11 protein-coding genes are annotated in these 12130 nt (G+C 56.4%); 7 read left to right on the top strand and 4 right to left on the bottom strand.

The window, feature by feature from the left end; genetic code table 11:
- The first annotated feature begins 16 nt into the window (after positions 1-16).
- Complete coding sequence (locus WBL42_RS03425) at positions 17-229, top strand: type II toxin-antitoxin system HicB family antitoxin (protein ID WP_424719864.1); 213 nt, start codon at positions 17-19, stop codon at positions 227-229.
- A 12-nt stretch (positions 230-241) separates the two neighbouring features.
- Here WBL42_RS03425 and WBL42_RS03420 read toward each other — a convergent pair whose 3' ends face one another.
- Both WBL42_RS03420 and WBL42_RS03415 read right to left on the bottom strand, forming a co-directional pair.
- Complete coding sequence (locus tag WBL42_RS03420; protein WP_424719863.1) at positions 242-436, bottom strand: hypothetical protein; 195 nt, start codon at positions 434-436, stop codon at positions 242-244.
- 99 nt (positions 437-535) lie between these two features.
- The gene (locus WBL42_RS03415) at positions 536-787 is read right to left on the bottom strand and encodes a hypothetical protein (RefSeq protein ID WP_424719862.1); all 252 of its coding nucleotides are present in this window, start codon (positions 785-787) and stop codon (positions 536-538) included.
- A gap of 529 nt (positions 788-1316) precedes the next feature.
- Here WBL42_RS03415 and WBL42_RS03410 point away from each other — a divergent pair.
- The 4 genes from WBL42_RS03410 (at position 1317) to WBL42_RS03395 (ending at position 8535) form a co-directional block, all read left to right on the top strand.
- Positions 1317-1919 carry a hypothetical protein gene (locus tag WBL42_RS03410; protein ID WP_424719861.1) on the top strand — a complete coding sequence of 201 codons (603 nt, stop codon included), beginning with the start codon at positions 1317-1319 and terminating at the stop codon, positions 1917-1919.
- Positions 1920-2359: 440 nt separating this feature from the next.
- Positions 2360-4345, top strand: coding sequence for a PINc/VapC family ATPase (locus tag WBL42_RS03405; protein ID WP_424719860.1), 1986 nt, complete (start codon positions 2360-2362; stop codon positions 4343-4345).
- 25 nt (positions 4346-4370) lie between these two features.
- Positions 4371-7151, top strand: a complete 2781-nt coding sequence (gene leuS, locus WBL42_RS03400; protein ID WP_424719859.1) for a leucine--tRNA ligase — start codon at positions 4371-4373, stop codon at positions 7149-7151.
- Positions 7152-7263: 112 nt separating this feature from the next.
- Positions 7264-8535 (top strand): WD40 repeat domain-containing protein, encoded by a 1272-nt coding sequence (locus tag WBL42_RS03395; RefSeq protein ID WP_424719858.1) that lies wholly within the window; start codon positions 7264-7266, stop codon positions 8533-8535.
- 315 nt (positions 8536-8850) lie between these two features.
- Here the strand turns inward: WBL42_RS03395 and WBL42_RS03390 are convergent, their stop codons facing one another.
- Positions 8851-9168 carry a DUF5611 family protein gene (locus tag WBL42_RS03390; protein WP_424719857.1) on the bottom strand — a complete coding sequence of 106 codons (318 nt, stop codon included), beginning with the start codon at positions 9166-9168 and terminating at the stop codon, positions 8851-8853.
- Positions 9169-9253: 85 nt separating this feature from the next.
- On the opposite strand from WBL42_RS03390, the gene WBL42_RS03385 reads away from it, so the two are divergent.
- Positions 9254-10009, top strand: a complete 756-nt coding sequence (locus WBL42_RS03385; RefSeq protein WP_424719892.1) for a proteasome assembly chaperone family protein — start codon at positions 9254-9256, stop codon at positions 10007-10009.
- A gap of 5 nt (positions 10010-10014) precedes the next feature.
- Positions 10015-10413 (top strand): DUF473 domain-containing protein, encoded by a 399-nt coding sequence (locus WBL42_RS03380; RefSeq protein ID WP_424719856.1) that lies wholly within the window; start codon positions 10015-10017, stop codon positions 10411-10413.
- Between the two features lie 28 nt (positions 10414-10441).
- On the opposite strand, the gene WBL42_RS03375 is transcribed toward WBL42_RS03380, so the two are convergent.
- On the bottom strand, positions 10442-12076 hold the full coding sequence (locus WBL42_RS03375) for a PEGA domain-containing protein (RefSeq protein WP_424719855.1): 1635 nt from the start codon (positions 12074-12076) through the stop codon (positions 10442-10444).
- Between the last annotated feature and the right edge of the window lie 54 nt (positions 12077-12130).

The raw sequence follows: 12130 nt of genomic DNA, 5'->3' as shown, positions 1-12130 counted from the left end.
GATGGAATACACGATATTGATTCACAAAGCTGAAGAAGGCGGGTTCTGGGCTGAAGTACCGGCTCTTTCGGGGTGTTTCTCGCAGGGAGAGACGATTGAGGAGACGATTGCGAACACCAAGGAGGCAATCGAACTCCATATCTCCTGTCTGCGGGAAGACGGGGAAGAGATCCCGGCAGATAATGAGTTCATCATAAGCCGCGTGCGGATTGAGACTGTCGCAGTGTAATAGAATCTATTTTTACAAATCCGCCCATGCCTCATCTTCCTCATGACGCAGCCAGTCCTTCTTCAGGGAGATTTCACTGGCACGTACCGTGTCGTTCATCAGGTTACCGGCTTTCTCTTTCTTTGCCCGGATAAAATCAAGGATCTCACGATGGTGCCAGCGTGGCACTTGGTGAAGTTCCCTGATGATCTGCTCTTCGACTTCCATTGACACGTACCCCATAGGGTTTGTCTACTCAGTCCATTATCCAAGGAAGATTATCAGGTTTCCTGACAGGGTGATCGACAATATGATGTCGCGAACACATCAAGGGTTCTCGCCGAGCAGGTCATCGATGGATCTGATCGTTTTCACCCGGCCAAGTCTGATGTCGCGATCACTCTTTTTGATAGCAACGAGAGTCGCAGGGCTGCTGATTTTAAGATCTGCATCTGAGTAGATATCTGGTTCTTCGTTGAGAAAACCTGACAGGGAATAATCCGATACGGTATGCAGTGAGGTTTTGCAGGCCGGGTTTTTCTTTCCGGGTTTGCCCGGGGATTTTGCATTACCTCTCATTATTCCAATTATTGATGCCTGATTCCCATAGGCATTGTGGTACAGGGGGTATGCAGGCAACCCCTCCTCCATGGTATTTTCAAACCGCGCCAGCCCCCCCTACCAGCATGGGGGGGGAGGTATCCGGCATACCCCTCCCCCCTTTGCCTGGAACAGACCCCCTGTCAGGATGAAAACACGATTGTGAAAGCATTAAAAAAATTCCCGCGCGTGTGTTTCTCCTACGCCGGAAAAATATATTCTCCGGGTCTCGGGCGGTGATTCTATTTACGTGTTCTCGTTCAGTACCTTTCGCATTTTTCCTAGTACCCTGACCGGTAGATGAATGCGCTAGAAAGCATAAATACCAGATTTATAAATGCTAATTGTGGACAGCCGGGGGTTGTCCCAAAAGAAAGGACGGGTTCACCAAGCGACAAAACTTCGTTGAACCCGGTCCCGCCCGCAGGCATGTGAGTTTTATCTTTCATGGTTATGAAGATTTTCCCGTGTCTTTCGAGCGTAGCGTATCGAAAACGGAGGAAAAAGTATGAAACTACGCAAAATTGGCGTCGTCCTGCTGGCACTGCTGTTGGCAGGGATGGCGATGGTACCTATGGTGAGTGCGACAGAACAGGCGAACTATCTGCGACCCGACAAGGGCATTGTTGATAATTTTACTCTTGCTGCAAGAACTCCCTTACAGGTCCAGGATATGAGATCCAAAGGATTAACGGAAAATGAAATTGCACAATATCTTCTGAAAATGCCAATAGCACGCCAACCGGGATGGACAGATGCTGATGATAAAAAGGTTCAGGAATATTTTAAACAATTTCCTGAAACAGGAATGCAAAGCATAAGCCCGATGTATCAGGAAGTTCAAAAAGATGGCAGGATGGCTATCAACGAATATGATTATCACGGCATTAACGGGTATATGAATCCCGGGAATTTAGAGGTTTCAAATACCGGGACTGAAGCTCATTATTTCACGAGTCATATCGGCAATAGTGGCAACTGGGTCGAAGTAGGTGTTGCCCGGTTCAATTTCAGTTCAAGTCAATATATCGTATACACGTACGATAGTGGAAGGCCTTCTGGTCAACAATGGAAGACATGGGGTACGACAAATCGATTGATTGTTCATTGAAATAGGATTTAAAACCTGAAACAGATATTTTTTGTATTATTTCTTTAAATTCTGCTTTTTCTTTTTTATCAGAATTATCCATAATTCAATAGTAGAAAATTATACTGTATTAAGATTTTGTATTTTTTTATCTTCGTTTTTGATTTCTTAACGTCAAAAAACAATAAAATATAAAATCCGAGTTCACGCCCCCACACACAACTCGAAGTCCGCCTTCAGGGTTCTTCTCACGCTCAGCCAGCAATCCTGAAAATCCCCCGCCCTCACGCTTATTAACCCCCGCGCATAATATCTACCCATCAACGACTGTGCATCGTTGAACAATATGTGCCATTCGCCGAATACACGGTCCGGCACATGCGCGGGAGTAGCTATCCCCGAGAAGAAAATAGTATAGCATAGCATACCATAAGCACGACGGAATAAGGGAGGAATATTTTATGATACTGGTACCAGATACGAGCGTCCTTATTGACGGGCGCATAACCTCGATGATAAAGGCCGGTGAATATAAAGGTGCGACAATAATCGTCCCGGAAGCAGTGATCGCAGAACTCGAGGCCCAGGCGAATAACGGGCGGGAGATCGGGTTCTCGGGGCTCAACGAGCTCCAGCAGCTCTGCAAGATGGCCGAGGAAAAGACAATAGAACTCAAGTTCTCCGGCATCAGGCCCTCGCTCGAGCAGGTCAAGCTCGCGAGCGGCGGCGAGATCGATGCGATGATCCGAAGTATCGCAATAGAGAACTCTGCACGCTTCATCACGAGCGACAACGTGCAGGCAGAAGTGGCACGGGCAAAGGGGCTCGATGTCATCTACTTAAAACCACAGATCACCGATTTTGTCCCGCTCGCCATCGACCAGTTCTTCGACGAGCACACGATTGCGGTGCACTTAAAAGAGCGGATCTCGCCGATGGCAAAGAAAGGCTCCATCAGCGACATGAAACTCGTGAAGATCCGCGACGCACCCACGAGCGAGTACGAGCTCCGGATGATGGCCCAGGAGATCCTCGAACGGGCGAAGCGCGACCCCGACGGCTTCATCGAAGTCGAGAAGCGCGGGATCACGGTCGTGCAGATCGGGTCCATGCGGATCGCGATCGCCCGCAGGCCATTCTCGGACGGCATGGAAATCACCGCAGTCCGCCCGATCGTGGACGTGACCTTAAAGGACTACACCAAGTCCGATATCATCACCAAGAGGATCACGAGCGACAAGCGGGGCATGCTCATCATCGGCGCCCCCGGCGGCGGCAAGACCACCCTCGCCCAGAGTCTCGCCACCTTCCTCTCCGAGAGCGGCTACGTGGTCAAGACCATGGAGTCTCCCCGCGAGCTCCAGGTCCCGGACCAGATCACGCAGTACACGATGCTCGATGGCAGCATGGCCAACACCGCCGACGTCCTCCTGCTCGTCCGGCCCGACTTCGTCATCTTCGACGAACTCCGGAAGGCTGAGGACTTCTCCGTCTTTGCCGATATGCGCCTCGCAGGCCTCGGTATGGTCGGCGTCATCCACGCAAACGGCGTGCAGGACGCGGTCCAGCGGTTCAGTGACCGGGTAGACTTCTCGGTCCTTTCGCAGGTAGTCAACACGATCATCTTCTTAAAACAGGGCGTCATCACGAAAGTCTACGACGTCGGGTTCACCATCAAGGTCCCCGAGGGAATGGGAGCCGAAGTCCACCTCCGGCCCGTCACCACCGTCACCGACCACGAGACCGGCGAGCTCGTGCTCGACATCTTCCGGTACGACGGCCAGACCATCGTGATGCCGGTCATGGGCATCACCGCCACGGCACCGGCCCCCGCAGCAGTCCCGCAGGCCCGGTCCTCGCCCCAGGTGCAGAACGTGGGCCAGCCGGTTACTGCAGCCCGCGAGCCCATGCGGGCACCGGCAGCCTCCCCTGAACCTGTCTGCTTCAAGGAGAAGGAGGGCAACGAGCGCCCCGGGTGGAAGCTCACCGAGAAGGAGATCCAGCGCGAGATCGGGCGGTACACCGAAGGCTTTGTCGACGTCCAGATGCTCAGTGACACAAAGGCCGTGGTCTATATCGACGACAAGGACGTCCCCGCCGCGATCGGCAAGGGCGGCAAGAACATCTCCGCGATCGTCAACAAGCTCGGTATCGGGATCGACATCAAACCCCGTTCGGAGTTCGACCGGCAGCAGCCCCCGCAAAAGGCCGATGAGGAGTACAACCTTGGCGGCGGGATCAAGATCCTGACCGACAAGAAACAACTCACCATCGTTGCCCCGGGTGAGACCGGCAGGATCGTAGATGTCTTTGCCGGGAAAGAGTACCTCTTCACCGCTACCGTGAACGAGACCGGCGAGATCCACCTTGCCAAGAACTCGAGCATTGCCCAGGAGATGATCAAGCGTTACACGAACAACGAGGTCATCAAGCTGAGGCCGGTATAACCCTTTTTCCGGATGGTGCATTCACGTGAGTCAGTTCGATCTACCAGCGTTTGAAGAAGAAGCGCACGAGAAGTGGGCCCATACCTTTGAGTCCAATCCTTCCCGCCTGGAAAAGTTCTACATCAACGTAGCCTTCCCGTACCCGAGCGGCGCCATGCACGTGGGGCACGGCAGGACTTATATCGTGCCGGACGTGATTGCACGGTTCTGGCGGATGAAGGGGAAGCAGGTGCTCTTCCCGATGGCATTCCATGTCACGGGCGCCCCCGTGGTCGGCATCTCGAAGAGGATCGCAAACAAGGACCCGAAGACGATCCACCTCTACCGCGACCTGTATAAGGTCCCGCAGAACGTGCTCGACGAGTTTGTCGACCCGCTCACGATCGTCCGGCACTTCGCCGCAGAGTACCAGCGGGTCATGACCGCCTGCGGCCTCTCCATTGACTGGCGCCGGCGGTTCATCACCGTAGACCCGACCTACTCGAAGTTCATCGAGTGGCAGTGGAAGCACCTCTACGAGGCAGGGCACGTGATCAAGGGCGTCCACCCGGTGCGGTACTGCACGGTGGACGACAACCCCGTCGGCGACCACGACCTGCTCGAGGGCGACAAGGCAGAAGTGATCAAGTTCACGCTCGTCATGTTCCGGTACGGCGATGCATTCATCCCGACTGCCACCCTCCGGCCCGAGACGATCCACGGGGTCACGAACCTCTGGGCAAACCCGGCCGTCACCTACGTGAAGGCCCTCGTGGACGGCAAGGCCTGGATCATCTCGAAGGAGGCAGCCGAGAAGCTCGCCCTCCAGGACCACACGGTCGAAACCAAAGAAGAGATCAGGGGAAGCGACCTCGTCGATAAGAAAGTCAGCCACCCGCTCTGCGGCGAGATCACGATCCTGCCGGCAGAGTTCGTGGACCCCGACATGGCGACCGGCATGGTGATGAGCGTCCCCGCCCACGCCCCGTTCGACTACATCGCACTCCGCGACCTCCAGCAGGCCGGGAAGTACACAGAGATCAAGCCGATCCCGCTCATCAAGGTGGAAGGATACGGCGAGGTCCCGGCCCAGTCCGCGGTCGAGAAGGCCGGCATCGCAAACCAGATGGACAGCCGGATGGATGCCCTCACGCAGGAGATCTACTCCGCGGAGTTCTCCAAAGGCAAGCTCTTCGGGAAGTACGGCGGCAAGCCGGTAAGGGTAGCCCGCGAGGAAGTGGCGGAACTGATGGTGCAGAAGTACGACTCGGCGATCATGTACGAGTTCGACCTCCGCCCCGTGGTCTGCCGCTGCGGCAACAAGGTCAAAGTCAAGATCCTCCACGACCAGTGGTTCCTGAAGTACAGCGACCCCGCGTGGAAGCAGCAGGTCTCCGACCACCTCAAGGACATGGCCCTCGTACCCCCCGAGGTCCGGCTCGAGTTCGACCGCACGGTCGACTGGCTCAAGGACTGGGCCTGCACCCGGCGTGTCGGCCTTGGCACGAAGTTCCCCTGGGATACCACCCAGCTGATCGAGCCCCTCTCGGACTCGACCGTCTACATGGCGTACTACACGATCGCCCACAGGATCCGGGAGATCGACTCAAAGCTCCTCACTCCCGAAGTCTTCGATTATGTTTTCCTCGGGAAGAAGTCGCCCGACCTCCCCGAGAAGAAGAAGCTCGATGCAATGCGGGAGGAGTTCCTCTACTGGTACCCGTACGACTTCCGGTTCTCGGCAAAGGACCTGATCTCCAACCACCTGACCTTCCAGCTCTTCCACCATGTGACCATATTCCAAAAGGACAAACTCCCAAAGGGGATGGTCGTCTTCGGCATGGGCCTCCTGAACGGGGCAAAGATGTCCTCCTCTAAAGGCAATGTCTTCCTCCTCGAGGATGCCGTGCAGGAGTTCGGGGCCGACACCGTCAGGATGTTCCTGATGGGAAGTGCAGAGCCGTGGCAGGACTTTGACTGGCGGAACGAACTCGTCCTCTCGACAAAGAAACAGATCGAGCGGTTTTACAACACGGTCATGGAGATCAAGGACGCGACAGGCGAGCCGCACGATATCGACCGCTGGCTTGCGAGCCGGCTCCAGTCGCATATCGCCAAGACCACCGAGGCGCTGGACAACTTCCAGACCCGTCAGGCCCTGCAGGAGGCCTACTTCGGGATCGAGAACGACCTGAAGTGGTACCGCCGGCGCCTGCCGAAAGACTGCGATGGCAGCAGGGAACTGCACGAACTCTGCTCTTCCTGGGTCCGTCTCCTCTCGCCGTTCATCCCGTTCACGGGCGAACACCTCTGGAAGGAACTTGCGGGCGAAGGACTCGTCTCATTCGCCCCCTGGCCGGTGGCAGACGACCAGCTGGTCAACGAGAAGGCCGAGCTCGCCGAGGAACTCCTCGCCCGCACGGTCGAGGACATCGAGTCGATCCGGAAACTGATCTCGCTGACGCCCAAGTCGATCACGATTGCCCTTGCCCCCGAGTGGAAGCACGAGATCTTCCGCACCATTGCCCATGCAGAGGACAGGAACACGGTGATCAAGGAGATCATGAAGGACGAGAACATGCGTAAACGCGGCAAGGACGCAACCGATGCGGCGAAGCAGTGCACCACCCTCATCCACCGCCTGCCCCCGTACGTGGTCGACCCGCTGGTCCACAACCCGATCAACGAGCAGGATGTCTTCGAATCGGCCCGGGCCTTCCTCGAACAGGAGTTCGGCGTGCCGGTCCACATCGCCGAGGCGGAGTCGAGCGGCCACGTGAAGGCACTGACTGCCCTGCCGTTCAAGCCGGCGATCATTATCGAATAACTTTTTCGGGGGGAATGACACCGGCATCCCAAAATCCCGGCCTGGACCCGGCCCGGGTGGTTTATCCACAAACAAGATATGCCGGGCCATGATATGCTTTTCCGGATACTACATGCACACAGGTTCCCGGATACATCTCTTCGCATCGGCCCTGCTCCTTGCCACATTTCTTATCGGTACCGTGGCCGGGATCAGCTTGGGCGTGGACTGGAAACAGGCCCCGCCAACCACCAGCCCGTTTGCCGGTGTCGCGATCTCTTCTGACGGCAATACCGTCTACGGCGGGGGTAACCAGATGCTCGTGCGGAACTGGGACGGGAGCAGCAACTGGGGAGGCAGGTCCGGCTTTGTGGCAGCGATGAGCGCAGACGGGGGCCACGTGGTCTCCACGCTCGGTAACAGTATTGTCCTGCTCGACAATACCGGGGTGGTGGACTGGACCCGGAGCATGGGGGCATCCTGCACAGCAGTTGCCATCTCTTCCAACGGGTCCTTCGTGGTCTCGGCCGACGAACAGGGGAACATGGTCTCCTGGTCGGCGGACGGGGAGTTCTGGGGACGGAATATCACTTCCCCGGCAAAGAGGATCGCCATCGCACCGACCGGTGACCTGGTTGTCGCGACAACGGACAGTGGCCTGCAGTTCTATACGCCCGCCCTCGACCCGGTCTGGACCGACAGCCGTTCCGGCAGCCTCGATGATTTTATCGTCATCTCATCGGACGGCTCCACGATCATCACGGCTGGCGGCACCCGGCTCTCGTCCCACACGAACACCGGTGTACTCAACTGGCAGGTGAACGTGGCAAAAGACGCGATCACGGATATTGCCGCAAATGACGACTGCTCGATCATCCTCGTCGCGAGCAAGGACAACAGCGTCCGGGCCGTCGACCGGTACGGCACGGTGCACTGGACCTTCGACACCGGGCAGTGGGCGAACGCGGTCAGTGCCTCCCGCGACGGTTCGGTAATCGGGGTCGGCTCCAATGACGGGACAATCTTCGTACTCGACCATGGTGGCGACCTGCTGACCAAGCGGAGTTCGGGCACCGCCATCCAGCCACGGTCGCTCGCCGTCAGCAGGGACGGCTCACGGATTGCGGCTGCCGACCAGTACAACCTGTACGGGTATACGCTGCTTGGGAATTCACCCGGTAGCAGCGGATCGGATACCACCTATATCGAGGCCGGGCTGAACCCGGTCAAAACGACCGCCCCGCCATCGCCCTCAGCAACGGTGACCACACCTGCAGAGGGTCCCAATGCAGGACCACAGACGACAACCGTGCCGGCACCGGCGACCACCCGTAAATCACCTGCCGAACCCTGGCTCGTCGTCCCCGCCGCAGCGGCAGCCCTCTGGCTGGCGGGGAAACGCTGAATACGTTCCCGGCCCGTCCACGGCAAATGAGGGGAAAAACAGCGTCCTGCCGGGACATACATCATCTGATGACCCTGTCATCAGCGTGTACCCCGATGACCTCACAGACCTCTTCATCAGCCGGGCAGTCCGCGATCATCAGCACGCTCTCCACGTTTTCCCGCGATTGCATGAAACGAGGAAGAAGCAGTGTATCGGGAGTACAAAACCGGAAGCGCTGATAGGGATTTGGTTAAAAAAAAGTGCCGGGGATCGTGGAACGAAGCCACGTCTGCTGCCTGTTCCAGCCGGATACGGTACCGCGGAGGCAGGGGCTTATTCCCCGGGAGTGCTCTTTGCCCGCTTCACCCTCTCCTTTGTGGAGAAGCCGGTGATGGCGTCGAGGAACTTCCGGAACCGCTTATTGGTGTCGATGATCACATCATCGGCGGCAGTCAAATCAGATTCGGTATCGATGATGACGCTCTTCCCGTCCGCAGCAGGATGGACATCCAGCCGCTTGATAGCCCCGAATGCGATCCGGTAGCCCTTTGCCGTCTTCTCCGGCTCCCTGCCGAAATGGTTTTTCAGTTCTGCTGCGGCCCGTGTATCGAGGTCCTTGGTCAGCCCGCGTTTGATAGGATACTCTTGCATAATACTTTTTTAGTAGTGGGTGTATGTTAATCTAATGACGGCAGATACTCCGGAACGATATGATCAGATCCTCGCCCGGCTGGATATGGTCCATGAGGACCTCACGAGAATCCAGCCGAACAGGGACCTCAATATCTTTTCTAAACCACTTCCCGCAAACGGTGCAGTCCTCATGGGCTTCCCGGGCAGCGGCCTTGTCGGTACCATCGCGCTCCAGTACATGGTAGACCAGCTCGGGTTCGAACAGATCGGGTCGATGACCTCCCGGTACTTCCCGCCCCTCGCAATGATGAACAAGGGACTCATCAACGATCCCGTGCGTATCTATGCAAAGGACATCAGCGGGATGAATATCGCGGCGGTTGTGGCCGACATCCCTATCGCCCCCCCGATCTGTTACGAGATCTCGAACGCCTTGATCGGCTGGCTTGAGCAGTTCAGGCCAAAGGAAGTCCTGACAATCGCCGGCATCGTCACTAACGAGTCCGAGAAACGGGTCTTCGGTGTGGCAACCACTCCTGACGCACTTATCCGGATCCAGGACCACACGCTCGTCCTGCCGATAGGCAGCATCTCGGGCATCGCCTCGAGCATCCTTACGGAGTGCAAGTCGCGTAACATCCCCGCGTACGGTCTTCTCGGCGAGACGATCAACGCCCCGGACCCCCGGTCCTCGGCGGCAACGATCGAGGTGCTCAACAAGATGTACAACCTTGCGCTTGACATCCAGCCGCTGATCGAACAGGCAGTAGAGATCGAACAGACCATGGGCAAGCTGGCGGAGGAAGTCCAGCAGTCGGCAGATACGAGCCCGAAGAAAGACCTGCCTATGTACGGGTGACTTTAATGAGATGCGCCGCGTTAACCGGTATCTCCCCGGAACTGATCAAAGACCTGAAGTCCGGCAGGCCACGGACGATCGAGCTCCAGAGCACCCACAATATCGTCACTATCGCCTCGATCGAACCGGGTCCTGACACCCACATCTTCATGACCTCCGTTGATATTGAAGACCTCTCGGCAGGCGATCCCGGGATCTGCGTCTACCTCGTCTCCACAAGCCTCTCGATGAAACGGATCGTGGAGTTCTCCCGCGGGATGTATTACGAGGAGCGGGAACGGATGTCTGCCCGGGTCCAAGTCAGGTACTGTGCTACATCTACCGTCAAGGAAGTATTCTTCGAAGGCCTGACAAAGCCTACCGAAGTGGAAGTCTTAAAATCCTCCTGCTATCACGCAGGATAAAAACAGTTTTCTCCCCGGGTCTGCCGGGTTATTTTCTCATCGCGAGGATCGCAATCCCGACAGCCCCGATGATCGCCAGCGGCCCCACCGGCGAGGCAGGTGTCGGCGTGGCGCTTGGCCAGGGCGTGGGCGTGGGTTTCAGGGTCCTCTTCACGGTCGGGACCGGAGTGTAGGTTGTGGGGGTCGGTATCGCTGTGGCGGTTGTTGCCGTGGCTAACACAGCCAGGTTTCCATAGACCGGGGTCTGGTTGCCCGCAGTAACAGTCACCGTGCCGGTATAGGGATGGTACCCGCTCTTCTCCATGAGGACCTGGTAACCTCCCGGGGTCACGTTGTACAAGGTGAATGTAGTGGTCCCTACGAGAGTATTGTTCAGGTACACGCTGGCACCGGACGGGCTGGACTGTAAATAGATGCTGCCATTTACTGCCGATGAAAGGGAGTTGATGGTGAACGTAGGGCTGCATATGATACTTGCTTCAGTCCCATCGGGCAGGACACACACGTTATAGCTCCCCAGGATCGCCTGGTTCAGGTTGAACGTCCCTGTGATCTGGGTTGAAGTCGTCCCTGTTACTGCACCGGCAATGTAATTGCCACTCCTGTAAATCCGGATTTTTGCAGCATTTACAACAAAACCGGTCCCTGCTATTGTTGTTGATACCGTGGTATTGACTGTCCCGCTGGCGGGAGAGATCGAAACGACGGTCGCTCCGGTCGTATTACTTACCGTAAACGTACCGGTCACGGTACCCCCGTCCGGGTTCAGGATCACGAGATTCCACGAACCGGGAGTGATCCCGTTCAGGTTAAAATTCCTGTTCAGGGTAGTGGCAGTATCCGTGCCGATAACTGAACCAGTAACGGCCGACTGCCCGGTTTTTGCCAGGGTAACGGCGGGTCCACTAAAACCAGTCCCGGCAATAACAATGGTCTGCGACCCGCTGTTTGTCGCGCTTGCCGGGGATATACTGGAAATGGCTGGTGTTGATGCGGTGCCGGTCGCTGTAAATGTAACCGGAGTCAGCGATCCGGTTGTTGCTGTCATTGCGTTGTTGTTTCCGGCAACTGTGCCCAGTGTCCAGCCAACGGAAGCTATCCCATTCGAACCGGTTGTTACCGAAGAAGCTGTTACAGAACCTCCACCGGAAGTTACGACGAAACTGACAATTGCACCACTAACCGGGTTATTATATGCATCCTGCACAAGGACTTTTGGCGAAATGGCAACCGCGGTTCCCACAGTGGCTGATTGACTATTTCCAGCGTTCACTACGATCTGGTTTACAGGTCCCGCCACGGGCGTGATGGCTCCGCTGGTTCCTGTTGTTGCACCTGCATCAGTTCCTGTAACCGTATACGCCGTGCCAGCCACCGTTGGTGTAAATATCACCGTAGCTATACCATTTGAATTAGTGGAGCTGCTCGCCAGCGAAAAACTGCCCCCAGTACCTGTATTTGACCAGATAACGACATTTCCTCCGGTCGTATTCGCCACGCCGGTATCTGAACTCAGTTGCGCTGATATGGTCACGCCTGTCCCTGCTACAGGAGAGTAAGAACTCGAAGTCACTACATACATGTCCGCCGCCACCGGGACAACCAGAAGCACCGCAGAGAGGATAAGTGCTGTTACCAGAAGAATAAAATTTTGTTTCGTCATGAGATACACCGGATAATATTACTCATTTATTCAAACAGAATATAGAAAATTGAA

It is taken from the genome of Methanoregula sp., assembly GCF_049686655.1.
Classification (GTDB): domain Archaea; phylum Halobacteriota; class Methanomicrobia; order Methanomicrobiales; family Methanospirillaceae; genus Methanoregula.
This window is presented reverse-complemented; position numbering and strand designations above follow the sequence as displayed.

Excerpts from the sequence above, each read along its gene's own strand:
- WBL42_RS03395 (WP_424719858.1), top strand. The coding sequence starts at position 7,264 with ATGCACACAGGTTCCCGGATACATCTCTTCGCATCGGCCCTGCTCCTT.
- WBL42_RS03420 (WP_424719863.1), bottom strand. The coding sequence starts at position 436 with ATGGAAGTCGAAGAGCAGATCATCAGGGAACTTCACCAAGTGCCACGC.
- WBL42_RS03380 (WP_424719856.1), top strand. The coding sequence starts at position 10,015 with ATGAGATGCGCCGCGTTAACCGGTATCTCCCCGGAACTGATCAAAGAC.
- WBL42_RS03390 (WP_424719857.1), bottom strand. The coding sequence starts at position 9,168 with ATGCAAGAGTATCCTATCAAACGCGGGCTGACCAAGGACCTCGATACA.
- WBL42_RS03415 (WP_424719862.1), bottom strand. The coding sequence starts at position 787 with ATGAGAGGTAATGCAAAATCCCCGGGCAAACCCGGAAAGAAAAACCCG.
- WBL42_RS03385 (WP_424719892.1), top strand. The coding sequence starts at position 9,254 with ATGGTCCATGAGGACCTCACGAGAATCCAGCCGAACAGGGACCTCAAT.
- WBL42_RS03410 (WP_424719861.1), top strand. The coding sequence starts at position 1,317 with ATGAAACTACGCAAAATTGGCGTCGTCCTGCTGGCACTGCTGTTGGCA.
- WBL42_RS03405 (WP_424719860.1), top strand. The coding sequence starts at position 2,360 with ATGATACTGGTACCAGATACGAGCGTCCTTATTGACGGGCGCATAACC.
- WBL42_RS03375 (WP_424719855.1), bottom strand. The coding sequence starts at position 12,076 with ATGACGAAACAAAATTTTATTCTTCTGGTAACAGCACTTATCCTCTCT.